Source organism: Bifidobacterium sp. WCA-178-WT-4B, from assembly GCF_009696495.1.
In the GTDB taxonomy this organism is placed as follows: Bacteria; Actinomycetota; Actinomycetes; order Actinomycetales; family Bifidobacteriaceae; genus Bifidobacterium; species Bifidobacterium infantis.
In genome coordinates this window covers 81,356-107,863 of the sequence record NZ_VULV01000004.1, presented here as the reverse complement: position 1 = coordinate 107,863, position 26,508 = coordinate 81,356, and the positions used below count along the sequence as shown (strand labels likewise).

Here is a 26,508-nt window from a genome sequence, read left to right as displayed (position 1 = left end):
TGGTAAACCTTCTGAACTAATGGTGGATAACCGGGTTTTCATCCACACGTTATCCACAACACGCCAAACCGCGTCATAGTATCCACATTTGCCGGTTGCGCTTGTGCTCTTACATAAGTAACCCGCACAGTGGAATCATGAACGCTTTACCACCTACCCAGCCGACGACGAAGTCCGGCATCGACGCCGGTCTTGCCTTTCACCAGCCCATGCTGGCTTCACCTGATCCGCAGGCAACGCTGCCTTCGGAACGGATTGCGGCCACGATGGGCGACCGCAATCTGACGTCCAAACAGTTCGGTGCGCTCGGCGAGCAGTACGCCGCCGCGTGGCTGGAGGAACACGGTTGGACGACCTTGAGCCGCAATTGGCATACCCGTTACGGCGAATTGGACATCGTGATGCTCAATCCCGAGTACACGGTGGTGTTCGTCGAAGTGAAATCACGCCGGTCCATGCATTACGGATATCCGCAAGAGGCCATCACGCCGGCGAAACAGCACAATCTCAGGAAAGCCGCCTGCGATTGGCTGCTTGACCGGCGTAATCGTGTGCCGCATACGGCAGTCCGTTTCGATGTCGTCACCATCGTGCTTCGGGTGGGCAGACCGCTCGTGCGTCACATCGAAAACGCCTTCTGAATTCGTCCCCCAGAAAACAGCCACGTTGCGAAACACATTGCGAAAGGAGTAGACATGGCTATCGGCAGCACTCTCTCAGTCGGACTGATCGGCCTTAAGGCCTTCATCGTCCAAGTGCAGGCTTTCATCAGCCCTGGCTTGCCATACTTCAGCATCATCGGATTGCCGGATGCATCGTTGTCCGAAGCCCGCGAGCGCGTGAAATCGGCGTGTCAAGCCACTGGATTCGGTTGGCCGCAAACCCGCGTGACCGTGAACATGAGCCCTGCGGCCATGCCCAAACGTGGTTCGTCGCATGATCTGGCCATCGCGGCCAGCGTCCTATGCGCGGCGGGTGCCATAGGGCATGATTGCTTGGAAGATACCATTGTGCTCGGCGAAGTGAATCTTGACGGCTCGGTGCTGCCGATTCATGGGCTGCTCCCGATCATGCTGCATGCCGAGGAACGTGGCGTGCGCAAAATGATTGTTCCCCATCGCAATCTTGACGAGGCTTCGATGGTGGATGGACTGGATGTAGTGGGCGTGAGGCATGTGGGTGAGCTCATCGAACTGATGGGCGGCGATGCCACCTATACGATTACTGATACACCGGTTGCCGACGAGACCACCATGGATCAATCGTCCACAAGCCATCCCAACGATTGTGGCGATATGAACGAGGTTCTGGGTCAGGAACATGCCAAATGGGCGCTGCAAGTGGCGGCGGCAGGCGGACATAATCTCATCATGACCGGCCCGCCAGGCAGCGGCAAAACCATGCTGGCCTCACGTATGCCCGGCATCATGTGCCCGTTGAACGAGGCGGAACAACTGGAGGTGGCATCGATTCGGTCGCTGTGCGGCATACTGCCTCAGTACGGCATCACCGACATGCCGCCGTTCGAGGCACCGCACCACACCGCCAGCACGGCGGCCTTGGTGGGTGGTGGCAGCGGCATCGCCGTTCCCGGCGCGATCACGCGCGCGCATCGAGGCATTCTGTTCCTGGACGAGGCACCGGAATTCAGCGCACGCGCCCTGCAGACGTTGCGCGAACCATTGGAATCCGGGTATGTGGCGCTTTCCCGTTCAAAAGGCAGCACCTATTACCCGGCCTCATTCCAACTCATCATGGCGGCCAACCCCTGCCCGTGCGGATACTATTACGGCACCGGCGAACGTTGCACTTGCCGGGAAAAAGACCGTATACGTTATTTCTCGCGATTGTCCGGACCGATATTGGATCGTGTGGATATTCAGATGGCGGTGCCACCGGTCTCGCGCATTGCCGTGCAAAGCGAGCCAATCGGCGAGTCCAGTGCCGGAATACAAGCTCGTGTGATTCGCGCCCGTCAAGTGGCCAAGGACCGGTTCAGACAGTACGGATGGGTGTGCAACGCGCAAGCTTCGGGAAAATGGCTGCACGCCAATACGTCGCTGAAAGCGATGAAATTGGTCAATCGGGCACTGTCCAATCATCAACTCACATTGCGCGGGGCCGATCGCGCCATGCGTCTGTCTTGGACGCTCGCCGATCTGGCCGGCCGCGTGTCCCCCACCGAGCAGGACGTCCATCAGGGCATCGAAATGAGAACGAGGATGACATGAGTAACGCTACTGATATCCGACAATCTGGCGGCACCGCAGGCAGTGTGGATCACACCGATACGGGCCTCGCTGTTTCGCGCACCATTCCCATGCCTCCCACGGATACGTTATACCGCGCCGCGCTCACGTTTTGTCTTGACGGGGCGGATGTGATGATGTACGCCACGCTCAAAGGCGCGGAAAGCGCCGAATCCCTCTGGCACGCGTTGGCGCAATCCCATCCAAGCCAGCCATCTGAAATCTGCGGCCCGGCGCTGTCACGTATTGACCGCATGTTCGTGGACGGCCTCACTCGATGGGGCCGCAAGGCGTCGGCGAACGCGATGCGCTCCTTCCGCAATGCACTGGCCGGCTGGCATAACCGCATGATGGACCTGCCCTCGCAAGACATCATCCAACTGGCCGACTGGTTCACTATGGATGGCACGCAATGGATTATCGGCCCTGGCCATCCATGTTGGCCCTCGCAGTTGGCCGACCTGTCCATTCGCTCCGATTGGGCGCCACCGCTGTGTCTGTGGATCAAAGGCGATCCACGCGCATTGACCAGTTGCGCCAAACCGGTCGGCATCGTCGGTTCACGGGACGTGACCGAATATGGCCGGTATGTGGCGCACACCGTAGCCGAACAGGCAGCCGTTGCCGGGCATCTGGTCGTGTCCGGAGGCGCGATGGGAACGGATGCGGCGGCACATTGGGGAGCGTTGAATGCGCTGCACGGCAGAATGCCCGCCAATGTGGGCAGAACCGTTGCCGTATTCGCCGGCGGGCTCAACCATATCGGACCGATGCGTAACCGCACGCTGTTCGAACGTATCGAGGCACAGGGTGGTGCACTGATCAGTGAACTGTGTCCAGGGACGATTCCCGAAGCCCGTCGTTTTCTACTCCGCAACCGCATTATCGCGGCCATGTCTTCCACATTGATTGTGACGCAAGCCCGGTTGCGTTCCGGAGCGCTCAACACCGCGGGATGGGCATGTGAATTGCTGCGCGAAGTGTATGCGGTTCCCGGTGACATCAATCAGCCTTGCAACGCCGGGTGCAATAAGATGATCGGCGACCACCGAGCGATGATTCTGTGTGCCGCCACATCCACCGAGGATATATGCCATGAACGGCACAAACCCGTTATGGGAGTATGCCCAGGCATATCGAAATCCACAGGTCAGGACTCGTCCGAAAACGAGGAGGCCATGGAAGTGCCGGCAACGACTCCGTTATCGCCAGCATCCTCGGAATCATCGGCGTCACAGGAGTCGTCACAAGATCCAGGCCATTCGAAACGTCTTAAGACCAAGCATACTCAGCCTACACTCGTTCAATCCAAGGATGGGCCGGCGAGCGCAACCGCCGAGACCGGTGCCAACAAGAGCAAGGGTGAAGAGCTGCCCTCGTCGCATCAGATGCCGGATCTTCGTGTCAAGCCGAAGCCCGATCCCGAGAAGGAAGCCCAACAACGTATCATTATCGCCAAGCTGCCGGAAATGGAGCGCACCTTAGTGGCATTGATTCGTGAATGCCGTAAACGACATCTCATCGTCACTCCGGACGCACTATTGCGTGTGGCGCGAGAGACGGTACCCGACGAGATTCCCAATATCGGCACCATACTTGAGCTACTCGGCGCCTTGGAGCTGAGGGGAGTGATCGAGCGGGATGCCGGCATACTCAAGCTGAGCAGCCGTGTCGGCTAATCGGCTTCCATGACACGGCTCGAAGGCTGTTCGGCGGGTGTGCGAGAATCGAACCCATGAGTCCGAAACGTTTGGAAGATATGTATGATGCGGTGATCGTCGGCGCCGGAGCGGCCGGCCTGTCGGCGGCGTTGGGACTGCTGCGCTCCCCCGAAATCACCGAGCTCAGGGAACAAGGCGTGGACCCGAAGATCCTCGTGGTCTCCAAACTGCAGCCGCTGCGTTCGCACACCGGTTCGGCCGAGGGCGGCATCGCCGCGAGCCTGGGCAATGTGGAATCCGATGACTGGCGCTGGCATTACTACGACACCATCAAGGGCGGCGACTGGCTCGTCGACCAGGACGCAGCCAAACTGCTCGCCGAATACGCGCCGCAGACCGTGATCAACCTGGAGCGTCAGGGAGTGGCCTTCTCCCGTACCGAGGACGGGCATATCGCCCAGCGCCGGTTCGGCGGCCACACGCGCGAGTTCGGCGGTGCCCCGGTCAAGCGCGCCGCCTATGCGGCCGACCGCATCGGCCACCAGATTCTGCACGCCTTGTGGCAGCAGTGCGTGGCGGCAGGCGTCGAGTTCGCCGAGGAATGGTATGTGACCGACCTGGTGCTCGCCGACGACGGCAAGCAGGCGGCCGGCATCGTGGCCTTTGACACGCATTCGGGCGAGATTCAGGCCATCCACGCGCGCAACGTGCTGCTTGCCACCGGTGGCGCGGGCCGACTGTTCCACACCACGTCGAATTCCTGGGATCTGACCGGCGACGGCATGGCCTTGACCTTGGCCGCCGGTCTGCAGCTGGAGGACATCGAATTCGTGCAGTTCCATCCCACCGGGCTCGCGCACACCGGCATCCTGCTGTCCGAGGCGGCCCGCGCCGAAGGCGGCATCCTGAGGAACGCCGACGGCGAGGCGTTCATGGAACGCTACGCCCCGGAGCATAGGGATCTGGCCGCGCGAGACGTGGTCTCCCGCTCCATCATGGCGGAGATTGACGCCGGCCGCGGCGTCGCCGATCCGAAGGACCCGGATGGTCCGAAGGACTGCGTCTGGCTGGATATGACCGGCATCGACCCCGAACGTATGAAGGAAGTGCTGCCGCAGGTGGTCGAAACCATCGAGCAGTACGCGAACCTCGATCCGGTCAAGGACCTGGTGCCTATCAAGCCCACTGCGCATTACACGATGGGCGGCATCCCCATCACCACCAATGGCGAGGTGTACCGTTGGGCCGACGGTGCCGTGCAGGTAGTCGATGGACTGTTCGCCGCTGGCGAATGTTCTTGTGTCTCCGTACATGGTGCGAATCGTCTGGGCGGCAATTCTCTGCTCGACGCCTGCCTGTTCGGCACACGCGCTGGTCAGACGATGGCCGCACGCATCGCCGAGGACCCGGTTGACTCCCCTATGGCCGAAGATTCGGCCGATGACATGCTGACCGATGCCGCCGATCAGGCTGCCGATTCTCGCAAGGCAGAGCTTGACGAACTGCTCGCCGGACCAATGGGTGATTCAGACGATGGGACGACCACTGCCAATCCTTATCAGCTCATGGCCCAACTCGGATCAGTGATGGAGCAGGCTCTGGCCGTACGTTGCACCGCTCAGGCCATCGATACGGCGTTGACTCAGATCAACAACGACATCACGCCGGTTGCCGATACCTTGCGGGCCCATGACAAGACCGCCGCTTTCAATCAGGAGGTCACCGCCATCTGGGAAGTCCGTCATCTAATCGAACTGGCCGAGGCCATGCTGCACGCTTCCGAATCCCGTCAGGAATCTCGCGGATCCATGCAACGCCTTGATTTCCCCGAACGCGACGATGAGCATTTCCTTGCTCACTCGATGGTCGCCGATGATGGTCCGGTAAGTTTCAAGCCGGTGCACATCACCGACTATCCGCCCAAGAAGCGCGAGTACTGATCCGCTGGTGGTAATACCCAAGCCGCCTAGGGCTTGTGGCACAATAGGTTGGCTAATACTGGACTTGACATCCCACTGTTTCATGGAGGCAGAACATGGCTGAGGCGAGCAACACGACGGTTACCCTGCAAGTGCATCGTTTCACGCCGCGACCCGAGCGTGCCGAACGTGCACGCGGCGGCAGCCCGTTCGCCAAGAAAAACTCCCCGTTCGGCGGCGGCTCGGATTCGGCGGCACGCCGTCGTCCGCGCGGCAAGCAGTGGGTGCAGGAATACACGATTCCCGCGCGCCCTTCGGATACTGTGTTGGATTGTCTGCTGACCATCAAACGCACCGTCGACCCGACGCTGGCTTTCCGTTATTCGTGCGGTCATGGCATGTGCGGTTCGGACGCCGTGGCAATCAACGGCACCCCCACCCTGCTATGCACGGCCACCATCCGCGATTGGGCCAAGCAGCCCGGCGCCCTGCCTGAAGTCGATGACGAAGGGTTCCGACACACCGGCACCGAGGCTGAGGAATCCGACGATTCCGCGGAAAACGTCGCGAACGCGGCGGCCGACCAGGACTCGGCCGCAAACGGTTCACTGGGAGTCATCGAACTGGCATCCTTGCCCGGCTTCCCACCGCAGCGCGACCTCATCGCCGACATCGACCCTATGCTCAACCAGATCAGGAAGCTCACCCCATATCTTCGGGCGGACGGCGTGCTCGTCACCACCGCCGAAGGCAAGGTGGACGTGTTCGAATACCTGCAGAACCCCGAACAACTCGCCAAATACGAGCTGCTGAGCAACTGCATCGCCTGCGGCGTGTGCGAAGGCGCCTGCCCGGTGTACGCCGGCGGCGACGCCTTCATCGGCCCGGCCGCGCTGATTTGGGCCTCCCGTTTCGTCAACGATTCGCGCGACACCAAGGCCATGGAGCGTATGGACGCCATCGACACCGCCGACGGCGTGGCCGCCTGCCAGTCCGTGCGCGCCTGCTCCCGCCACTGCCCGCGCGGCATCGATGTGGGCGAGGAGATGTGGCAGATCGTGGCCAAGGTCCGCGAGCGCTAAGCCGCGCCGCGGCTGGCTGCGGCGATCGTCTAAGCACATGCGTCGATGCATCCGCCGGGTGCCCGCACGAGAGAAGACATGAAGGAACGAATTATGGACAGAACGCAGTACACCAACCTCGCCAAGGCATGGGAATTCACCGAGGAACACGCGCGCGAACGTGAATCCGATGCGTTGACCGACGCCCGTACGGCTGCCGACGAGTCCGGCCAGTTGCAGGGTTCGGCGGCGCAGGCCCGTCTGCTGGGCATGCTGGTGCGCATCACCGGCGCCGCTTCGGTCATCGCCGTGGGCACCGGCTCGCTGGTGGAGACCTTGCAGCTCGCCCATGCGCTGGATAGCAAGGGCCTGCTGACTGCGGTCGATTCCACCGCTCAGGGCATCGCGCTGATTCGCAAGGCGTTCGCCGAGCTGCAGGATGAGACCGACACCACGTTGCGTGCGGTGAATGCTCCGGCCAGCGTGTTTCTGCCGCGCCTCAACGCCAATGATTACGATCTGATCGTGGTGGCGGGCGACGCCGAGAACTATGCCGCCACGTTCGCCCAGGCCTCCCGTCTGCTGCGCGCGCACGGCGTGATCGTGTTCACCGATGTGCTGGTGTTGGAGGACGGTCAGGGCGGCGTGATCAATCCGGCCGACCGCAGCGACAAGGCCATCGCCATGCGTGAATTGCTCGCCACCGTCGAAGATGACGAAGGTTTCGAGTCCACGCTCACCCCTGACGGCACCGGCCTGCTCATCGCCTACAAAAAGTAACTCTGTCCTTGGCTCCCCTCGGAGAGGGGAGCTACTCTATCTCGCTTATCTCACGATTGCGCTGACGGCCACGTCCACGGCTTCGTCGGCGTCGTCGGTTACGGTGACCAGTTTCGGGTCGATCGTCGAGATCATGCCGTGCTCGGCCACCGGACCGTTGAGCCAGTCAAAGAGCCCCTGCCAGTATTCCTTGCCGTAGAGCACCACCGGAATATTCGCCACCTTGTGGGTCTGGACCAAGGTCAGCAGCTCGAACATCTCATCCAGTGTGCCGAAGCCGCCCGGGCACACGATCACGCCCGAGGAATACTTGACGAACATGGTCTTCCGCACAAAGAAGTACCGGAAGCTCATGCCGAGGTTCACCCACTGGTTCAACCCCTGCTCGTGCGGCAATTCGATGCCGAGTCCCACGGATTTGCCGCCGGCCAGTGCCGCTCCCCTATTCGCGGCTTCCATGATGCCGGGACCACCGCCGGTGATGACGGCGATGTTGCGCTTGGCTATCTGGCTACCCATGCGCCGTGCCGCCTTGTAGATCGATTCGGTGCGCTGGGTGCGTGCGGAGCCGAAAATTGAGACTGCAGGTCCGAGCTCGGCGAGCGCCCCGAAGCCGTCCACGAATTCCGATTGGATGCGCAGCACACGCCATGGGTCCATATGCAGCCAGTCGGTGTCCCGGTCGGGTTTCAGCAGGTTGGCGGTGGTGTTGTCCGAGGGAATCATCTGGCCGCGTAGAATCACCGGGCCGCGATGATAGGTGTCGCCCAGCGGCGAAGCCTCCTCCAAGTCGACCGGGTTCACCGGTGTGGCCGCAGCCTCAGTTGCCGTCTCAGCCTCCAACGTTGCCGTATCATTCGCAGCTGTGGCTTCCAATGGTTCCATATCGTCCACGACTGCGGACTGGGACGCGGCCTCGGCTGGATTCTTTGCTTCAGCGGCCTTTTTGCCGCCGTTCTTCTTGGATTTCTTCTGCTTCTTTGCCATCCAATGTCCTCCTGTACGGTGCTATCGACTCTTCGCATTCTAGCGCCTGAAGCTCTGCGTACGTTTTCCGCGAAATTTCGTGAAGAACGTACTCTGAGCGCGTCTCAGCGTACGGTTTTCACGAAACAAGGCCAACAACGGAGTAGGGACCGTCTTAGCCATCAGTGGCGGAAGTCGATTTCCACACTGGCGGTGCCGTCGGCGAGGGTGCCGGGGTGTTCCGTGGGCGTGGTGGGCTTTGTGGTGCGGCTTGGCTGCCCAGTGCCATTGCCATCAATCGATTCGCCGGCTTCGGCATCGGCCAACGCCTCGGCGGCGGCAGCCTGCGCGGCTGCGGCCTTCTCGAATCTCTTGGACTGACGGCTCAGCAGCACACCGGAAATCGCTGCGGCGATCAGGGAGGCCACCAGCACGCCGAAGCGCGCCTCAGCGGAAAGTTCCGCATTCTTGTACGCCAGCGAGGCGATGAGGAAGGACACAGTGAAGCCAATGCCGCAGGCGACGGCAGCGGGAATCATGTCGCGCACGCGCAGCCCCTTGGCCATCTTGAGCCCGCCCACATGCGTGGCCAGCCATGCGGTGGTGATGATACCCAGAGGTTTGCCGACCACCAAAGCCACAATCAGTGCAATGACCAGCGGCGAGACCAACAATAGCGGGCTCATCGACTCGAAGTGCACGCCGGTGGCGAACAGGGCGAAGATGGGCAGGGCCAGCAGTGCGGAGAATGGCTGAAGCTTGTTGGCATAGCGTTCGGCACGCGGTGAGAGTTCGCCGTGCATTTCACGGGAGGGGGTCAGCAGGCCAACCAGCACGCCAGCCAGTGTGGGGTGCACGCCTGCCTCGAACATCATGATCCAAGCGAGGATACCGACGATGCCGACCGCGATCCACGGCACTTTTTTCAGTCGTACGAGGTATGCCCAGATGGCGGCGCATACGGCGATGCCGATGAACCAATACCAGGCGTTGATCGAGGAGAAGAATACGGCGATCAGAATAATGGCCAGCAGGTCGTCGACGGTGGCAAGCGTCATCAGGAACGCGCGGATTGAACCGGGCAGGGCCTTGGCGAACAGGGCGAGCACGGCCAGCGAGAACGCGATATCCGTGGCGGTGGGTACTGCCCAGCCGTGCGACATCTCCGAGAACGGGATGCTGCTGCCGGTGGTGGTCAGAATCAGCGTGCCGGGTTCACCAGGCCCGATCTGAGAGAACAATGCCGTGACGGCCAGGAACAGGATGGGCGGGGCGATCATGCCGCCCACCGCGCACAGCATCGGCACGGCGGCCGCTTTCGGATTGGCGAGCGAGCCGGTGGTGAGTTCCTGCTTCAGTTCGAGGCCCACGGTCAGGAAGAAGATGGTAAGCAGACCATCCTGGGCCCAATGGCCAATCGGCAGGTCGAGATTGGTGTAGGGGATGAACAGATGCGTTTCCGCGACGGTCTCGAACGCATGCGCGGTGGCGGGCAGGTTCGCGAGCACCAGGCCGGTGAGCGCGAAGCCGAGCATGATGAGTCCGGAAATACGGTCTGAAGCGGCGATTCGCCTGATGGTGGACCAGAGTCCCTTCTTCGCACCGGCGGTCGTGGCCATCGCGTCTCCTTACTGTACTCTCTTGGATGAACCGTATGTAATAGTACGGAATATCTCAGGACGTTCCGCTCCGGGCTGAGTCGCGAAGGGCAACCTTACCCCACCCCTGTGTGGCCGACTCAAACGGGCCAATACAATTGGAAAAGCCTCGGAAGCATTTCGCTTTCGAGGCTTACTGTGCGCCAGACAGGATTCGAACCTGCGACCTGCTGATCCGTAGTCAGCTGCTCTAATCCGCTGGGCTACTGGCGCATACCACTGTTGTCCCCGTGGTTCGGGAGTGCGCCAGACAGGATTCGAACCTGCGACCTGCTGATCCGTAGTCAGCTGCTCTAATCCGCTGGGCTACTGGCGCATGTTGTCTTTCAGACAACTCGATATATAATACACGCCGTTCAGCTGAATGCAACTCGGCGTGTTGCGGCGAGTCGCATCATCTTAATCGTCACCGCAACGGTGTATTTACTGGCCTCACGCAGCATGTGTACGGACTCGGTCAAGCAAAACCGACTACGCAACTTTGAGGCGTCCCCGCGGCACATCCACGGCTTCGCGCAGGAGTTTGGGCGTACTGGAACCCTCTACGGACGCCTTGTCCACAATCACCTGCTTCACATCATCCAAACTCGGCAACTGGAACATCGTGTCCTGCAACGTACGTTCGATGATCGAACGCAACCCGCGTGCGCCGGTCCCCTGTTTGATGGCGATATCAGCAATCGCCCGAATGGCCTGTTCTGTGAACTGCAGGTCGACGCCGTCAACGGCGAACAGTTTACGGTACTGCTTGATCAGCGCGTTGGCTGGCTGGGCGAGAATCGCCGTCAGATCGTCTACGGTAAGTTCCTTCAGCACACTGGTGACCGGCAAACGTCCGATGAACTCAGGCAACAGTCCGAACTCAGCCAGATCATCGGCATTGACCTGTTCGAGCAATTCCTCGTCTTTCATGTCGGCGTCGTGCCAATTCGCGCCGAAGCCGGTCTCTCGACGGCCCAATCGCTTGCGAACAATGTCTGTCAGCCCTACGAACGCACCACCGCAGATGAATAGGATGCCGCGTGTGTCCATCTGTGCAACGTCCTGCTCCTTATGCTTGCGCGTGCCCTCCAACGGCACGGAGGCGATGGTGCCTTCCAAGATCTTCAGCAACGCCTGCTGAACGCCCTCACCGGACACGTCACGGGTGATGGAGGTGTTCTCACCGGATTTGCGGGCGATCTTATCGATTTCGTCAATGTAGATGATGCCGTGCTGGGCTCGGCTTACGTCGCCATCCGCAGCTTGGAGAAGACGTTGGAGCACGGTTTCCACATCGTCGCCTACATAGCCGGCCTCGGTCAGGGTGGTGGCGTCGGTGATGACGAACGGCACGTTCATTACGCGGGCCAACGCCTGCGCAAGATAGGTTTTACCCACGCCGGTGGGGCCAAGCAACAGAATGTTTGACTTGGCGACCTCGACGCCAGCCAAAGGGTCATTGCTGCGGCGGGTAGCACGCTTCTGGGCGGGAGCGGATTGCTTGGCTTGTTCGCCGGTCTGGCCACTGTGCCCGTTATTCCCGTCGAGCTGTTCAGCGGACTCCTGAAGCTCCATATTGACGCGCTTGTAATGGTTGTATACGGCTACGGACAATGCGCGCTTGGCATTCTCCTGACCGATGACGTAGCGGTTGAGATAATCGAAGATCTGGGCGGGCTTGGGCAGGCTCAGCGAATTGACCTCGGCATCTTTGACACGCTCCTCGGAGATGATGTCCACGCACAGGGCGATGCATTCATCGCAGATGGAGGCATTGGGACCGGCCACCAGTTTTCGTACCTGATGTTCGGTTTTGCCGCAGAACGTGCAACGGGGTACGTCCTCGTTGTAGCTCACCACACGTCCCATGATTCTCCTTTGCCGACTGCGCCGCACCGTCGAACCGCCACGCTGTGCATTATCATTGTCATCCTTGAAATACAATACCCCCGGTCGTTGCCGACCGAGGGTATTGCAATGTCCGGAAGTTTTACTGGCGGTGTTCCAGCACCTCGTCCACGATGCCGTATTCCTTGGCTTCAGGAGCGGTCAGGAAAGTGTCCACTTCGATGTCGCGGCGAATCTTCTCGACGTCCTGGCCGGTGTGCTTGGCGAGGGTCTCCTCCAGCCATTCGCGCATACGCAGCATTTCCTTGGCCTGAATCTCGATCTCCGTGGCCTTGCCGAAGCCTTGGTCGATGGCCGGCTGGTGGATGAGCACACGGGCGTTCGGCAGCATCAGGCGCTTGCCCTCGGTGCCGGAGGCCAGCAGAATGGCGGCGGCGGAGGCGGCCTGGCCGAGACACACGGTCTGCACGTCGGGCTTGATGTACTGCATGGTGTCGTAGATGGCGGTCATGGCCGTCATCGAACCGCCGGGTGAATTGATGTACATCATCACGTCACGGTTCGGATCCTGGGATTCAAGGACCAGCAGCTGGGCCATCACGTCGTCGGCGGAGGCGTCGTCCACCTGCACGCCGAGGAAGATGATGCGGTCCTCGAACAGGCGGGAGTAGGCGTCCTGGGTCTTCATGCCATACGGGGTCTTCTCCACGAACTGCGGCATGATGTAACGGTTGGCCGGCGCGGGCTGGGCTGCGCGGGCGGCGTCCGGCATGAAACCGGCTACGCCCTGACGGCCGGCCAAGCGGTCGGCACGGGCGGCGAACTTTGCTTCTTCACTTGCCATGAGTCTCACTCCCCCTGCTGGTTGTTGCCGATGGTGTCCGGCGTGGTCACGAGCTTGTCCACGAAGCCATAGTCGAGGGCTTCCTGGGCGGTGAACCAGTGGTCGTATTCGTTGTCGCGGTAGATTTCCTCGAGGGTGTGGCCGGTCTGTTCGGCGGTCAGCTCGCTCATGGTCTTCTTCATGTCCATGATGAGCTCGGCGTTGATGCGCACGTCAGTGGCGGTGCCGCCAATGCCGCCGGAGGGCTGGTGCATGAGCACACGGGCGTGCGAGGTCAGGTAACGCTTGCCCTTGGTGCCGGAGCTCAGCAGGAACTGGCCCATGGAGGCGCACATGCCCAGACCCACGGTCGCCACGTCCGGCTCGATGAGCTGCATGGTGTCGTAGATGGCCATACCGGCGGTGATGGAGCCGCCCGGCGAATTGATGTACAGCCAGATATCCTTCTTCGGGTCTTCGGCGGCCAGCATCAGCAGCTGAGCGCAGATGCGGTTGGCCATATCGTCCTTGACCTCTTCACCCATCCAGATGATGCGGTCTTTGAGCAGACGGTTGAAAATCGGGTCGACGGGGCCGGCCGGGACGTCATCGCCCGCCATGACCGGCAAGGTCGCAAAGGTATTGCTCACCTTGATTCTCCTTCTAATTACTCGAACATTGTCCAGACTACCGCCTTGAAGCGACTGAAGGCGGCTTTTCGCGTGCTTTTTGGCGGGTAGCGTAGGATATCTCTCCCTCCGTCTCGACTTTGTCGAGCCACCTCCCTCGTCTTTTGTTGACTTCTCTCCCTCCACCTCGACTTCGGCGAGACACCTCCATCATCAGTGGGAGGTTTTATTCAAGGGTATCGAGGACGTCGTCAATGAGGAGACGGGTCTGGGAGGCGGCATCGTCGCCCAGACGCGGGAAGCGACGGACGGCATTGGCGGGGCTGGCACCGGCGGCTCGCGCTACGTTGGACTTGCTGGCACCATGGGCCACGGCTTTTTCCGCGAGCCGATCGACCAGTGAATCGGCGACTTGGCGCATCTGTTCGGCCACCCATAATTGGGCCATATCCGCAGGTAAGTCGTAGTCTTCGGCCACATCGCTGGCTGCCTCCTGAATGGCGGCCCATAACACCATGAATGGCTTTCGATAGTAGTCAATCTGCTCAGTGAGCGGCTCGGCGGCAAGCAATTCAAGTGCCGAGCGAATTTCTGTATTTTCTGACATAGCTTTCTTTACCTCGGCTCCCCTCAGTCTCACTGTGTTCGACAGCTCCCCTCAGAGAGGGGAGCCAGAATATATGTATCTACTTACTTACGACTCAGCAACCACTTTGATATCAACGACGACGTGGCCACGGCCATGCCGACCGGCACAAAGAAGCTAATCGGCGCTTCGCTCAGCTCCATCACTAAGCACATGGCCATAAGCGGTGCCTGCTGTGAAGCCGAAAGCAACGAAGCCGCACCAATCAAGGCACACGCGGTTACCGAATCGGTCGGAAACATCAGTATCCATACGAGGCCGAGCATCGCACCCAGCGTAGAACCTAATGCGATGCCGGGCTGCAGCACACCGCCCGATGCACCGGAGCGAATGGTCATCAGCGTCACCAGCGCTTTGGTGACAAAGGTGAGTGCCAACACACCCAGCAACATCCAGATATTGGACTGGGACAGCGGGAAACCGGCGTTCATCCCGGATCCAGAAGAGCCGCTCCCACCCTGAAGCATGGCCCAGAACGAGGCCATTCCAGAGCCCGATCCCCCGCCAGAGGCCGAATCGGATACATTACCGCCGCCTGTAAGCAAGTTCCATGGAGAGGCGGCCGATGAAGATGCCGACTGCATGGCACCAGCAGTGCCAGCGGTTTCAGGAATGAACGTGCTGAATCCAAGTTGCGCTGCGGCACGGCCGTTGCCCATCACCTGCGGCACAACAATCGCCACCAAACCGGTGATGAGACCAGCCAGCGGCATCTGCCACAGAATGGCCTTACCGGTCGGCTTGTGCGCTTCCGCCCATTGCGAACCTTTTCGGAACAACGCGCCGCCCACTCCACATGCCGCACCGCAGATCAGAGCGAACAGCATTAACGTTGGCGTGGATTCCGGTTGCATGGCGGTAATGTCGTAGAACAGGCAATGCCCTTTGATCGCAACCGCCACGAATGCGGCAATGGCAGACATGCCCAGTCCAAAGGCAACCTTTTCGATCGTCACATCCACCAATAGGATTTCGACGGCGAAGAACATGCCGGCCAGTGGCGCGTCATAGACGCCTCCTAGACCGGCACCGGCAGCCACTGCCACCACCATGCGCCGGTCGATGCCGTCAACGCCCTCGATATGGAACAGGTCGCAGAAACGTTGCGCGATCATGGCGCCGAGTTCGCGTGGGGCGACTTCTCGGCCGATCGAGGCACCGGAGCCGACGATGAAAATCTGCAACACCACATGCACAATGGTCTGCCAGAAAGGCATTCGCTCCCCTGCCACGGCCTTCTTGACTGAAGATACCGCAGTCGTTTTGCGGCGTAACAGATACCAGATAATGCCCGCGATGCCGAGTCCCACGGTCACCGATACCGCACGGCGTGCAGCGGGCACGCCGAATGGACCAGACAATTCTGGGCCTTCGATGTAGCCGAGCAGCACATGTTCAACGCCGTAGAGCAACAGGGTCAGCAGACCTGCTCCCACACCGATGAGCACGCCGAGCACAATGGTCGCCGCAGCGAGCCAACCAAGGCGTTTGATAGTAACCGTTGGCTGCATGTCAACCTCCGCACCCTATGCAACGAGTATGCCTTGGGAACTCCCCTCAGTCTCGCTACGCTCGACAGCTCCCCTCAAAGAGGGGAGCCAAAGAAATAGTCCTTTTGCCAGAATATGAAGAGCCCGGAACCGTGAAACACGATTCCGGGCTCAAACAATCACGCTAACGCGATGAGGCTATGCTCACTCAGCATCCTTGGCGTCATCCTTGGCGGACAGTTCGTCGGCCACGGCGGCAGCAGCGGAAGCGGCCTCGACGGACTCGGACTCTTCGTCCTCAGCGGCCTCGCCCAGGAAGCCGGAGAGGTCCACAACCTCGCCATCGGCGGTGAACTTGACGGCGCGCATGCCGGCGAGCAGACCCTTGGAGCGGGCGACTTCCTGCACAGCGGAGCCAAGCTGGCCGTTCTTGATGATGGCCTGGATGAAGTTGTTCGGATCCATGCCGTACTGCTGGGCGATGGAGGCGAGGAAGTTGAACACGTCGGACTGGGACACCTGAACGTCCAGCTTCTCGGCCAGAGCGTCGAGCACCATCTGATCGCGCAGATCCTTCTCCACGGTCTCCTCGGCCTGAGCCTTCTGCTCCTTGGTGGCCTTATCCGGATCCGGGGTCATGCCCTTGAGCTGCTCTTCGACCATGTCGGCCTTGACGCCCTTCGGCACCGGGATCTCGAGGCCTTCCTGCAGCTTGGCGATGAAGGCATCGCGGGCCTCGGTGGCCTGACGGCCTTCGGCGTCCTGAGCGGCAGCCTTGCGGATGTCGGCCTTGAGCTCGTCCAGGGTGTCGAACTCGGAAGCTTCGGAAGCGAACTCATCGTTCAGTTCCGGCAGTTCCTCAGCCTTGACGGAGTTGACCTTGACCTTCACGGTGGCCTTCTGACCCTCGTGCTCGCCGGCTTCCAGCGTGCCTTCGAAGGTGGTCTCCTCGCCGGCGGACAGGCCGTCGAGGGCCTCGTCCAGACCGTCGAGCATGGTGTTGGAGCCGAGCTCGTAGCTCACGCCTTCCTGGGAGTCGACGGTCTCGCCGTCAATCTCAGCAGTCAGGTCGATGTTGGCGAAGTCGCCCTTGGCGGCCGGGCGGTCCACGCCAACCAAGGTGCCGAAGCGCTGACGCAGGGTCTCGAGACGCTTGTCGACGTCCTCATCCTTGACTTCCGGCTTGGAGATGGCGATCTCAAGACCGTCGATTTCCGGCAGTTCGATGTCAGGACGACGCTCGACGGTGGCGGTGAACTTCAGCTTGGTCTCGTCGTTGGCGGACTGCGGAACATCCTGCACGTCGAACTCCGGCTGAGCCATCGGACGAATCTTCTTCTCATCCAGGGCCTTGGAGTACAGCTCCGGAACCGCGTCGTTCACGGCCTCACCGGCGACGGCGGCGAAACCGATGCGCTGGTCGATGATCTTGCCGGGAACGTGGCCCTTACGGAAGCCGGGAACGTTCACCTGCTTGGCGATTTCCTTACGGGCCGCATCCAGATACGGGTTGAGCTCTTCCGGTTCAACAGTGACGGTGAGCTTCACCTTGGTGGGCTCGAGGTTACGAACGCTGATCTTCACGCTAATGACTCCTCAAAAGTCGTTATTTCTTACAGTTCTGCCGTAAGGCAACCTCTACATGATAACGCCACTTACGGACGGTGCAATGAGTTTCACCTGCCAGTTCCTTGCGCCCTGCTCGATCAGGAACGCCTCGACGTCCACTTCCACCGGGTCTTCCACCCAGCACAGGTTGCGTAGGGCCTGTGGCTTGATGATCATCTCGGCCGGCGTGCGGGTGTCTTCGGCGATGCGGTTGATCACACGCCGTACCCGTTGCAGACGGTCATAACGCTCCGGATGGCGCTGTTGCCACAGCCGCATGGATCGGGGCGCGTTCACCACACCGTTTTCGCCCTGTTCGGGGGCAGGCATGGTAGGCCATTGGGTGGGCTTCAGGGCCATGGCTCGGTCGATGGCCTGCTTCCAGACCTTCGGTTTGACCGTACGCTGAATCGGCGCGTACCGCTCGAACATTTTGTCCTGCTCGGTACCGGTATGGATGCGCACACGCTCGTTCAGGGATCGGAGCGCGCGGAATTGGGCGGCATTGTGTGGCTTGTTGGTCGCGGCCTCAATGATTGACGAATCGGTCAATAACAGGCTGGGGGCAATATCGTATTGCCGGGCGAGCCGGTCGCGCTCCTCCCATAGGGATTTGGCGATGGCCAAGCCCCTCGGATCACGACTCAGCTGGGTGATGCGCGAGATACGCAGCCAAGGAATCGGATGAGGTTTGCGCGGGGCAAGGCCCGCAACCAAAGCGTGAGAAAACTCTTCAGCGGCCCACTCGTCCTTGCCTGCGGCTTTCAGGTCACGACGCATCAAGGTTTCGAGTTCGATAAGCACCTCCACGTCGAGCGCCGCATAGTTGCGCCAGTCGCGCGGCAGCGGACGGTAGGACCAATCGGCGGCGGAATGCTCTTTGGCCAGCGTGATGCCGAGGTAGTGTTCGGTGACGGCGGCCAGACCGAAGCGGTGCAGGCCGAGCAATCGCGCCGCTATTTCCGTGTCGAACAAGGCCTTGGGTTTGAGTCCGATTTCGGCGAATCCGGGCAAGTCCATCAGAGAATCATGCAGAATCCACGTAGCGTCGCCCACGGCGTCATTGAATTCATTCCAGTCAGCTCCGGCCCGTGTCAGGGCGACGGGATCAAGCAAGGCGATGCCCGCACCTTCACGTTTGAACTGAATCAGCCAATCCTCATGTCCATAGCGGAATCCAGACGCACGTTCGGCGTCGGCGGCCAGCGAGCCCGTCGCCTCGGCCAGCGCATCGCAGGCACGATGATAGCCATCCAGCGTCGAAGTGACATCGGGCACTCCCCCGCGAGGCTCTTTCAGCAGTCGGGGTTCGGTGTCACGGACGTCACTCAACTGGCGTCATCCTCCTCAAAACGGATGGTGGATCTGATGAATGCGGCCCACGAGCGGATTTGTGCGCCGGCGTCCATAGTACCGTCCGGTCCGGTCCCGTCAAGCGGGGTCCATGAGACGCGAATCTCACACCCGGCGCTGGTGGAGCCGGCCATCGAACCAAAAGCCGTGTTTTGGGTCACGGTGACTGTGCCGGATACCGAATCCGGCTCGATGCCGTCGAAATAGTCGCACATGTCATCCCAGTACATGCCGGGGGTCAGAGAATCGTTTTCGGCGGTTTCCAGCGGCAGCCGCGCGAACGCCACGCAACGCCAGTTGGAATCCCAGTCAATGCGCAGCTCATGAGCATAAAGCATCATGATCCAGCCTGTGGCGATTCGTGATTCGGCATCGTTGCCAAGACCGGCGGAAAAGGCATCGCCGAGGGCACACTCTCCCGCTTCGAATTCCACGCCGATACCATAATCGGCCAAGGTGGAAGGCACGGGAATCTCCCGATAGCGCACGTCATGGATGCGCTTCATGGTGCTGACGGATTCGACAGCTGCCCATACTTCATCCGGCACACCCTGAGGGCGTACGGGGCGTACGTCATTGGACGCTCCCATAGGAAATGCGTAGATGTCGGCCATATCTCTAGGGTATGGGCGAACGGGCCGAATCGTGGTATTTACGCGCGGTTCGGCCCTGCAATTTAAAACACGGTGAAGCCGTGGTCCTTGAACTGGTTGGCCACCCGTTCGCGGGTGGCGGCGTTGGGTCCCTTCTGGTTCTCCAGCGGGTATGGGATGCGCAGTTCGTGCCACTTCGGGCGGCCAAGCTGGTGGAATCCCAGCACGTCGATGTGTTCGACGGCATCGCCGAAGGACTCGCAGATCTTCGCCACGTTTTCGACGTTCTCTTCGGAGTCGGTCAGGCCCGGCACGAGCACAAATCGTACCCAGATCTTCTTGCCGGCCTTGGCCAGTCGCTGGCCAAAATCGATGGTGGGCTGCAGGGTGCCGCCGGTGACCTTGTGATAGGTCTCCTCGTCGCCGGATTTGACGTCGAGCAGACACAGGTCGATGTCCTCGAGCATCTCGTCGGTGTAGCTCGTGTTGAGGAAGCCGGACGTATCGAGGCAGGTGTGCACGCCCATCTCCTTGGCGGCATGGAACACACGCGAAACGAAGGCGGGCTGCATCATGGATTCGCCGCCGGAGAAGGTGATACCGCCATGCGTGGCCTTGAACAGGTCCTTGTAACGATCGACCTTCTTGATCATGGCGTCAAGGTAGACGGGCTTGCCGTCGCGCATCTTCCAAGTGTCCGGGTTCTGGCAGTACTGGCAGCGCAGCGGGCAGCCGGACATGAATACGGTCATGCGGGTGCCCGGTCCATCCACGGAGGTGTTGATGTCCCAAGAGTGGACGAAGCCGATATCGCCGGATTTCAGGGCGGAAAGGCGGTCACGTCGGTCGAGTCCGATTGGGGATTCAAAGCCGGAAAGGCCACCCATCAAAGTCTGCGAGGCATAGGTCTTCGATTCCTTGAGCATATGCCTGGTCGTGGTGCGGAACGTGGGTGTTGCGGGCATAGTTGTCCTCCTGTTCCAAATGATGCGAAAGTCTGTGGAAAATAAGGAAGGGGTGGAGCCGTGCCCCACCCCTTCAGTTAGTCATTGCCGCGGTTCGCGGGGTTGGTCATCAGTCGACGACGGCGCCCTGGTGGAAGGTACGGGAGATGACGTCGAGCTGCTGCTCCTTGGTGAGCTTGACGAAGTTCACCGCGTAGCCGGAGACGCGCACGGTCAGGTGCGGGTACTTCTCGGGGTGCTCGACGGCGTCCTCCATGGTCTCGCGGCGCAGAACGTTGATGTTCGCGTGGTAGAGGCCGTGGCCGTTGCCCGCGTCCAGGATGCCGACCAGGTTGCCGATGCGCTCGGCTTCATCGCGGCCCAGGCCATCGGGGGTGATGGTGTTGGTCAGCGAGATGCCGTCGAGGGCGTCGTTGTAGTCGATCTTGCCGACGGAGAACATGGACGGCAGCATGCCGTGCGAGTCCATGCCGTTCTCCGGGTTGGCGCCCGGGGCATACGGGGTGCCCTTCTTGTGGCGGGACGGGAAGGAACCGGTGTTCTTGCCGTACTCCACGTTGGAGGTGATGGTCAGGATGGACTGGGTCGGGACGGCGCCACGGTAGACGGGCAGGCGCTTGACCTGGCCCATCACGGTGGAGACGACCCACTTGGCGATGTCGTCGGCGCGGTCGTCGTCGTTGCCGTAGACCGGGAACTCGCCCTCGGTGCGGTAGCCGACGACCAGATCGTCGTCGGCGCCTTCAACGTACTCGTACTCGTGGCCTTCGAGGTTCTTGGCTTCCTTGTTGGTGATCGGGTACACCTTGGCGTACTTGATGGCGGACAGGGAGTCAGCGGCGATGGACAGACCGGACATGCCGCAACCGAGGGTGCGGTACACCTCCTTGTCGTGCAGGGCCATCTCGATGGACTCGTAGGCGTACTTATCGTGCATGTAGTGGATGATGTTCAGGGCTTCGACGTAAGTCTCGGACAGCCACTCGAGCGCCTTCTCGTAGTTGTTCTTGACCTTCTCGTAGTCCAAGGTGCCGTCGGCCTCCGGGGCGATCGGGTCAATGACGCCCTTGTCGATGACCTGCATGCCGGTCATCTCGTCGCGGCCGCCGTTGATGGCGTACAGCAGGGCCTTGGCGGAGTTCACTCGGGCGGCGAAGAACTGCATCTGCTTGCCCACACGCATCGGGGAGACGCAGCAGGCAATGGCGGCGTCATCGCCCCAGTGGTTGCGGATCTCCTTGTCGGACTCGTACTGGATAGCGGAGGTGTCGATGGAGATCTTGGCGCAGAAGCGCTTGTAGCCTTCCGGCAGCTTCGGATCCCAGAAGATGGTGATGTTCGGCTCGGGGCCGGGTCCGAGGTGTTCGAGGGTCAGCGTGTTGAGCAGACGGAAGGAGGTCTTGGTGACCAGCGGACGGCCGTCGTCGCCGAAACCGGCGTCGGACCAGGTCGCCCAGTACGGGTCGCCGGAGAAGATGTTGTCGTAGTCCTTGGTACGTAGGAAGCGCACGATGCGCAGCTTCATGACGATGTTGTCGATGAGCTCCTGGGCGTCGGTCTCGGTGATCTTGCCGGCCTTGAGGTCGCGCTCGATGAAGCAGTCGAGGAAGGCGGAGTTACGGCCGAACGACATGGCGGCGCCGTCCTGGGACTTGATGGAGGCCAGGTAGCCCATGTAGGTCCACTGCACGGCTTCCTTGGCAGTCTGGGCCGGACGGGTCAGATCCAGGCCGTACTCGTTGCCGAGGGTGATGAGCTGCTTGAGGGCCTTGATCTGCTCGTCGTGCTCCTCGCGGAAGCGAATCCAGTGCTCGATCTCCGGCTCGGTGAAGTCGTTGCGGTACGGGATGGAGTCCTTATCGCGCTTCTTGAAGGCGATCAGCTTGTTGACGCCGTACAGGGCGACGCGGCGGTAGTCGCCGATGATACGGCCTCGGCCGTAGGCGTCCGGCAGGCCGGTGAGGATCTTGTTGTGGCGGGCGATCTTGATGGCCTTGGTGTAGACGCCGAAGACGCCGTCGTTGTGGGTCTTGCGGTACTTGGTGAAGATCTTCTTGATCTCCGGATCGGGCTCCTTGCCGGCTTCCTTGATGGCCTGCTCGACCATGCGCCAGCCGCCGTTCGGCATCATGGCGCGCTTGCAGGGCACGTCGGTCTGCAGGCCGACGATCACGTCGTCGATTTCCGGAGATTCGATGTAGCCGGCCGGGAAGGCGTCGATGCCTGCCGGGGTGTGGGTGTCCACGTCGTAGACGCGCTGCTTGCGCTCCACGGCCAGGTAGTTGTCGTCGAGGTACTTCCACAGGTGCTTGGTCTTCTCGGTGGCAGGCGCCAGGAAGCTCTCGTCGCCCTCGTACGGGGTGTAGTTCTTCTGGATGAAGTCTCGAACGTCGATATCCTTCTGCCAGTTGCCCTCGGTGAAGCCAGCCCACGCCTTGGCGTCGAGCTCCTCCTGGGAGACAGCTGCATTTTCCACTGCGGTCATGTCACTCCTTACATGAGGTTGTAGGTTTCGCATCCTCACGGAACCCTTGGTTCAACAGTGTAGTTGGCACTTGCTTGAGAAAAGCCGAAATTGGGAGTGAACTATCTCACATTGTCTTTGTGAACGCTATCATTCCAATGGTTTCTAGGTATTGATGGGACTATTGCACGTCTCCAGATATGGGAAACCGCTCATTCTGTGATGTTCGTATGAGCTGTTTGATGAGCAGCTCAGTCTTGAGATTGACAGCAGAACCGTATCCGCCAGTTTTCGACCGTCAATCCTCGGGGTGAGCCTGTGCGGGTTTCGCGCCGTAGTTCTTCCAGCGCCGGTTCTCCTCCTCCCATCTGGCATTGCGGTCCACCACGATGTCCCACGCATGTTCGGCGTCTTCCTTGGTCTTGTACGGACCCATGCGCTGTTCGACCGGTGAGACCATACCCAGCTCGGCCTGCTTCTTGACGGTGTTGAAATACCACTGCTTCTTGTTATCGTCTGTCATTGGTACCTCCTCAACGGTATTACTTGCTCCCGCTGGCGGGAGCAATATATGTTTATTCCCTGAATGCGTTGGTGACGGGCAGTCGGCGGTCTCGTCCAAATGCGAGGGCCGTGACCTTGGGCCCCAGAGGGTATTGGCGGCGCTTCCATTCAGCGCGGTCCACCAATCGCATCACGGTGTCTACGGTGGCCTGGTCAAAGCCGTCGGCTAACAGGTCGGCACGGCCGTGCGCGTGCTCGATGTATGCGGCGAGCACCTTGTCGAGCAGCGCGTATTCGGGCAGGGAGTCGGAGTCCTTCTGCCCGGGGCGCAACTCGGCCGAGGGAGCCTTCTCGATGGATGAGACCGGAATCATCACGCCGTCCTTGAGCGAGACGCCGGTGTTGCCGTCCTCGTTGCCCACGATCTTGAGCCCACCGATGCCGACGCCCGCGGCCGCGGCCTTGTTACGCCAACGGCTGATCTCCCAGACGCGGGTCTTGAGCAGGTCCTTGATGGGTGCGTAACCGCCTACCGCATCGCCGTAGATGGTCGAGTAGCCGCAGGCGAGCTCTGACTTGTTGCCGGTGGCCACGGCGAGCAGACCGCGCGAATTGGAACTGGCCATCACGATCACACCGCGGATGCGGGCCTGCAGGTTCTCGGCGGAGACACCATGGAGATCAAGTTGCTGTTGGTAGGCGTTGAACAATGGCTCAATGGGCTGAACCTCGTAATGGGCGCCAATGTTGGAGGCCAGGTCAGCGGCGTCGTCTTTGGAACCATCGGAGGAGTACATGGAGGGCATGGAGATACCCCAGACGTTCTCGCCGCCGCATGCGTCGGCCGCCATGGCGGCTACCAGTGCGGAGTCGATACCTCCTGAGAGGCCCAGCGTCACGCCGGTGAAGTGGTTCTTGGCCATGTAGTCCTTGAGGCCGAGCACGCAGGCGGTGTATACCTCTTCGTCCGGGTCGAGTTCCGGAACGATCTCGGCCTTGGCCTGATGTTCGGCGGCGGAATCGAAGTCCCAGAACGTCAGGTTTTCCATGAACATCGGGCTGCGTTCGATAAGCGTGCCGTCGGCGTCGACCACGAAACTGCCACCGTCGAAGACGAGGTCGTCTTGACCGCCGACCTGATTCAGGTAGATGACCGGGGCGTTAACCTCGGCGGCACGACGCTGGGCGAGCTCGAAACGGGTGTTGGTCTTGCCTTCCTCATACGGCGATCCGTTGATGGTGAGCAGCAGGTCGATGTTCTTGGTGGCCAGGTCGGCCACCGGGCCACCATCCTGCCAGATGTCCTCGCAGATGGCCACGCCAATGGTGGCGCCGTCCACGTCGAGGGTCACGGAGCGGTCGCCGGCGGAGAAGATGCGGAATTCATCGAACACGCCGTAGTTGGGCAGGAAGTGCTTGTCGTAGCCGGCCCAGACCACGCCCTGATGCAAGACCACCAGTCGGTTGCGCGGCTTGGAGGTCTTGCGGTCGGTGCCCACGGTGCCGACCACCACGAACAGATCGCCGAGGCCGTCGTCGTTGAGCTGGGTGGCGAGTTCGTTGGCCTTGTCCCATGCGGCTTGGCGGAAGGTGCGGCGCAGGGCCAGATCCTCGATGGGGTATCCGGTGAGGGTCATTTCCGAGAAGACTACCACCTGGGCGTTTCCTGCGGCGGCTTTACGGGAGTAGTCGAGCACCTTGGCGGCGTTGACGTCAAGCGCGCCGACGCAGGTGTCGATCTGGGCGAGTGCGAAGCGAAGCTGTGTCATAGCTTCTTAGTGTAGCCGCGTATGGCGTCGGATTGCCTGTTCTTCCGGCTTGGCGTCATTCATTAGGTCGTTTTTGCGTTCATTAGGTCACTGCAATGCGATATCAGTCGTTGCAATGGCGCGATTCCAACAACCAGTATCACCGTTCACCGACCTAATGGACGATGAATCGACCTAATGAACGAATGTCACTCCCCTCAGTCAGCTTCGCTGATAGCTCGTCCTGCACTTATGGACGGGCGAGGCCCGCGCATATCTGGTTCGGCTGTCGCCTCACCTTCGGCTACAGACAGCCCACTGGGCTGTCTGCCTAACGCCTCAGCCTCCAGAGGGGAGCCAGAAAAGGATTTACCTCAGCTCGTTGAGCACGCGCAGAGCGGCGTTGACGTAGAAGTTGACGAAGGTGGGAATGGATTCGTCGAGACCCACGAAATGCGGGCTATGCCAGTCGGCGCAACCTTCTTGGCCGTTTGACCCGACGAACGCGAACACCGGCAACGTCACCTTGGCGAATTCGCAGAAGTCCTCCCCCGCCATCGACTGACGTATCGGTTCGAGCTGCGCGTAGTCGTTGACATCCGCCGCCACGGCCTTGGCAAGACCTGGATCGGAGACCAGCGGGTCTTGAAAGTCATCCCAGACCACGTCGGCGCTGATGCCGTATGCCTCGGCGGTGTGTTCCACCACTTCCTTGAATCGGCGGCCGACCAGATTGCCATCCGACTTGTGGAAATAGCGCACAGTCCCTTGGAATCCGGCTTCGGCGGGCACCACGTTCCACACATGGCCGCCGTGCACTTCGGTAACGGACAGCACCAGCGGGTGGAAGGGCGTGACGTTGCGGCTCACGATGGTCTGCAGGCTCAGAATAATACTGGAGAGCGCTTCGATGGGCCCGGTGCCCTTGTACGGGTAGCCGGCGTGGGTGCCTTGGGCGTGGAGGGTCACGCGGAATTTCACGCAGCCGGCCATCATCGGTTCGACGCCGATGGCCAGTTGGCCCGGCGCGTAGTTGGGGTTGTTATGGGTGCCGATGATGGCTTCGACGTCATCCACGAGTCCGGCGTCGATCATGGCGCGAGCGCCTTGGCCGGTCTCCTCACTCGGCTGGAACAGAATCTTGATTGAGCCGGCGAACTTGTCACGGTGCTCGGCGAGCCAGAAGGCGGCACCGAGCAGACCGGTCATGTGCAGGTCGTGGCCGCAGCCGTGCATCACGCCCTCGTTGACGGAGCTGAACTCCAGTCCGGAGTCTTCCACGATGGGCAGGCCGTCGATGTCAGCGCGCAGCCCGATACGCGGCCCGGGACCGTCCTCGCCCTGAATGAGCCCCACAACACCAGTCTCCAGCGGGTTGTGCAGGATCTCGATGCCGTGCGCCTTGAGCTGGTCGGTCAGATAGATGCTGGTGTCGAATTCGCGGAAGCTGCGTTCCGGGTGGGAGTGCAGGTAGTGGCGGATGGCGATGAGTTCGTGGTCAATGTCGATGTGTTCGCTCATGGTTCTCGATTCTAGTAGCGCGCAGAATATATTGCGGCCC

At 60.8% G+C, this 26,508-nt stretch carries 21 protein-coding genes and 2 tRNA genes; 6 read left to right on the top strand and 17 right to left on the bottom strand.

Annotated features, from left to right (window positions below; translation table 11 throughout):
* Positions 1-137 precede the first annotated feature (137 nt).
* From FYJ31_RS04625 to FYJ31_RS04600, 6 genes are all read left to right on the top strand, one after another.
* Complete coding sequence (locus tag FYJ31_RS04625; RefSeq protein WP_144098561.1) at positions 138-641, top strand: YraN family protein; 504 nt, start codon at positions 138-140, stop codon at positions 639-641.
* 54 nt (positions 642-695) lie between these two features.
* Complete coding sequence (locus FYJ31_RS04620; protein WP_144098563.1) at positions 696-2,231, top strand: YifB family Mg chelatase-like AAA ATPase; 1,536 nt, start codon at positions 696-698, stop codon at positions 2,229-2,231.
* Entirely contained in the window at positions 2,228-3,928 is a 1,701-nt protein-coding gene (locus tag FYJ31_RS04615; protein ID WP_060621256.1) for a DNA-processing protein DprA, read from the top strand. Before FYJ31_RS04620 ends, FYJ31_RS04615 begins: the two co-directional genes overlap by 4 nt.
* A gap of 56 nt (positions 3,929-3,984) precedes the next feature.
* Positions 3,985-5,850, top strand: coding sequence for an FAD-dependent oxidoreductase (locus FYJ31_RS04610; protein WP_154536107.1), 1,866 nt, complete (start codon positions 3,985-3,987; stop codon positions 5,848-5,850).
* 95 nt (positions 5,851-5,945) lie between these two features.
* A complete protein-coding gene (locus FYJ31_RS04605; RefSeq protein ID WP_136500147.1) occupies positions 5,946-6,911 on the top strand; it encodes a succinate dehydrogenase/fumarate reductase iron-sulfur subunit in 966 nt (321 codons plus the stop codon).
* A gap of 93 nt (positions 6,912-7,004) precedes the next feature.
* The gene (locus FYJ31_RS04600) at positions 7,005-7,670 is read left to right on the top strand and encodes an O-methyltransferase (RefSeq protein WP_032744326.1); all 666 of its coding nucleotides are present in this window, start codon (positions 7,005-7,007) and stop codon (positions 7,668-7,670) included.
* A gap of 45 nt (positions 7,671-7,715) precedes the next feature.
* Here FYJ31_RS04600 and FYJ31_RS04595 read toward each other — a convergent pair whose 3' ends face one another.
* The 17 genes from FYJ31_RS04595 to FYJ31_RS04515 all read right to left on the bottom strand — a co-directional run bounded on the left by FYJ31_RS04595 (position 7,716) and on the right by FYJ31_RS04515 (position 26,468).
* Positions 7,716-8,657 carry a TIGR00730 family Rossman fold protein gene (locus FYJ31_RS04595; RefSeq protein ID WP_071478411.1) on the bottom strand — a complete coding sequence of 314 codons (942 nt, stop codon included), beginning with the start codon at positions 8,655-8,657 and terminating at the stop codon, positions 7,716-7,718.
* A 161-nt stretch (positions 8,658-8,818) separates the two neighbouring features.
* Entirely contained in the window at positions 8,819-10,255 is a 1,437-nt protein-coding gene (locus tag FYJ31_RS04590; protein WP_071478412.1) for a Na+/H+ antiporter NhaA, read from the bottom strand.
* Between the two features lie 178 nt (positions 10,256-10,433).
* A tRNA-Arg gene (locus tag FYJ31_RS04585) sits at positions 10,434-10,507 on the bottom strand.
* A gap of 29 nt (positions 10,508-10,536) precedes the next feature.
* A tRNA-Arg gene (locus tag FYJ31_RS04580) sits at positions 10,537-10,610 on the bottom strand.
* A gap of 155 nt (positions 10,611-10,765) precedes the next feature.
* Positions 10,766-12,145, bottom strand: coding sequence for an ATP-dependent Clp protease ATP-binding subunit ClpX (clpX, locus tag FYJ31_RS04575; RefSeq protein WP_195839440.1), 1,380 nt, complete (start codon positions 12,143-12,145; stop codon positions 10,766-10,768).
* Positions 12,146-12,266: 121 nt separating this feature from the next.
* Positions 12,267-12,968 (bottom strand): ATP-dependent Clp protease proteolytic subunit, encoded by a 702-nt coding sequence (locus tag FYJ31_RS04570; protein WP_154536105.1) that lies wholly within the window; start codon positions 12,966-12,968, stop codon positions 12,267-12,269.
* A 5-nt stretch (positions 12,969-12,973) separates the two neighbouring features.
* Complete coding sequence (locus FYJ31_RS04565) at positions 12,974-13,597, bottom strand: ATP-dependent Clp protease proteolytic subunit (protein ID WP_007052058.1); 624 nt, start codon at positions 13,595-13,597, stop codon at positions 12,974-12,976.
* Between the two features lie 205 nt (positions 13,598-13,802).
* The gene (locus tag FYJ31_RS04560) at positions 13,803-14,183 is read right to left on the bottom strand and encodes a transcriptional regulator (protein WP_154536104.1); all 381 of its coding nucleotides are present in this window, start codon (positions 14,181-14,183) and stop codon (positions 13,803-13,805) included.
* A gap of 83 nt (positions 14,184-14,266) precedes the next feature.
* Positions 14,267-15,733, bottom strand: coding sequence for a chloride channel protein (locus FYJ31_RS04555; RefSeq protein WP_154536103.1), 1,467 nt, complete (start codon positions 15,731-15,733; stop codon positions 14,267-14,269).
* A 183-nt stretch (positions 15,734-15,916) separates the two neighbouring features.
* Positions 15,917-17,296, bottom strand: coding sequence for a trigger factor (gene tig / locus FYJ31_RS04550; RefSeq protein WP_174774007.1), 1,380 nt, complete (start codon positions 17,294-17,296; stop codon positions 15,917-15,919).
* A gap of 54 nt (positions 17,297-17,350) precedes the next feature.
* On the bottom strand, positions 17,351-18,652 hold the full coding sequence (locus FYJ31_RS04545) for an HRDC domain-containing protein (RefSeq protein WP_154536102.1): 1,302 nt from the start codon (positions 18,650-18,652) through the stop codon (positions 17,351-17,353).
* Positions 18,649-19,287: a DUF3000 family protein gene (locus FYJ31_RS04540; protein ID WP_143723255.1), complete on the bottom strand. Its 639-nt coding sequence runs from the start codon at positions 19,285-19,287 to the stop codon at positions 18,649-18,651. The genes FYJ31_RS04545 and FYJ31_RS04540 overlap by 4 nt, the downstream gene beginning before the upstream one ends.
* Before the next feature lie 62 nt (positions 19,288-19,349).
* Positions 19,350-20,231, bottom strand: coding sequence for a pyruvate formate-lyase-activating protein (gene pflA / locus FYJ31_RS04535; protein WP_013140560.1), 882 nt, complete (start codon positions 20,229-20,231; stop codon positions 19,350-19,352).
* 109 nt (positions 20,232-20,340) lie between these two features.
* On the bottom strand, positions 20,341-22,716 hold the full coding sequence (gene pflB / locus FYJ31_RS04530) for a formate C-acetyltransferase (RefSeq protein WP_014485011.1): 2,376 nt from the start codon (positions 22,714-22,716) through the stop codon (positions 20,341-20,343).
* A gap of 277 nt (positions 22,717-22,993) precedes the next feature.
* A complete protein-coding gene (locus tag FYJ31_RS04525; protein WP_012578016.1) occupies positions 22,994-23,218 on the bottom strand; it encodes a hypothetical protein in 225 nt (74 codons plus the stop codon).
* A 52-nt stretch (positions 23,219-23,270) separates the two neighbouring features.
* Positions 23,271-24,968, bottom strand: coding sequence for an NAD+ synthase (locus FYJ31_RS04520; RefSeq protein ID WP_154536101.1), 1,698 nt, complete (start codon positions 24,966-24,968; stop codon positions 23,271-23,273).
* A 348-nt stretch (positions 24,969-25,316) separates the two neighbouring features.
* Positions 25,317-26,468, bottom strand: coding sequence for a M20 metallopeptidase family protein (locus tag FYJ31_RS04515; RefSeq protein ID WP_071478419.1), 1,152 nt, complete (start codon positions 26,466-26,468; stop codon positions 25,317-25,319).
* Positions 26,469-26,508: the final 40 nt, after the last annotated feature.

Bases quoted from the DNA above. Each gene is read 5' to 3' on its own strand.
- FYJ31_RS04625 (WP_144098561.1), top strand. From the start codon at position 138: ATGAACGCTTTACCACCTACCCAGCCGACGACGAAGTCCGGCATCGAC.
- FYJ31_RS04620 (WP_144098563.1), top strand. From the start codon at position 696: ATGGCTATCGGCAGCACTCTCTCAGTCGGACTGATCGGCCTTAAGGCC.
- FYJ31_RS04615 (WP_060621256.1), top strand. From the start codon at position 2,228: ATGAGTAACGCTACTGATATCCGACAATCTGGCGGCACCGCAGGCAGT.
- FYJ31_RS04610 (WP_154536107.1), top strand. From the start codon at position 3,985: ATGAGTCCGAAACGTTTGGAAGATATGTATGATGCGGTGATCGTCGGC.
- FYJ31_RS04605 (WP_136500147.1), top strand. From the start codon at position 5,946: ATGGCTGAGGCGAGCAACACGACGGTTACCCTGCAAGTGCATCGTTTC.
- FYJ31_RS04600 (WP_032744326.1), top strand. From the start codon at position 7,005: ATGGACAGAACGCAGTACACCAACCTCGCCAAGGCATGGGAATTCACC.
- FYJ31_RS04595 (WP_071478411.1), bottom strand. From the start codon at position 8,657: ATGGCAAAGAAGCAGAAGAAATCCAAGAAGAACGGCGGCAAAAAGGCC.
- FYJ31_RS04590 (WP_071478412.1), bottom strand. From the start codon at position 10,255: ATGGCCACGACCGCCGGTGCGAAGAAGGGACTCTGGTCCACCATCAGG.
- clpX (WP_195839440.1), bottom strand. From the start codon at position 12,145: ATGGGACGTGTGGTGAGCTACAACGAGGACGTACCCCGTTGCACGTTC.
- FYJ31_RS04570 (WP_154536105.1), bottom strand. From the start codon at position 12,968: ATGGCAAGTGAAGAAGCAAAGTTCGCCGCCCGTGCCGACCGCTTGGCC.
- FYJ31_RS04560 (WP_154536104.1), bottom strand. From the start codon at position 14,183: ATGTCAGAAAATACAGAAATTCGCTCGGCACTTGAATTGCTTGCCGCC.
- FYJ31_RS04555 (WP_154536103.1), bottom strand. From the start codon at position 15,733: ATGCAGCCAACGGTTACTATCAAACGCCTTGGTTGGCTCGCTGCGGCG.
- FYJ31_RS04540 (WP_143723255.1), bottom strand. From the start codon at position 19,287: ATGGCCGACATCTACGCATTTCCTATGGGAGCGTCCAATGACGTACGC.
- pflA (WP_013140560.1), bottom strand. From the start codon at position 20,231: ATGCCCGCAACACCCACGTTCCGCACCACGACCAGGCATATGCTCAAG.
- pflB (WP_014485011.1), bottom strand. From the start codon at position 22,716: ATGACCGCAGTGGAAAATGCAGCTGTCTCCCAGGAGGAGCTCGACGCC.
- FYJ31_RS04525 (WP_012578016.1), bottom strand. From the start codon at position 23,218: ATGACAGACGATAACAAGAAGCAGTGGTATTTCAACACCGTCAAGAAG.
- FYJ31_RS04520 (WP_154536101.1), bottom strand. From the start codon at position 24,968: ATGACACAGCTTCGCTTCGCACTCGCCCAGATCGACACCTGCGTCGGC.
- FYJ31_RS04515 (WP_071478419.1), bottom strand. From the start codon at position 26,468: ATGAGCGAACACATCGACATTGACCACGAACTCATCGCCATCCGCCAC.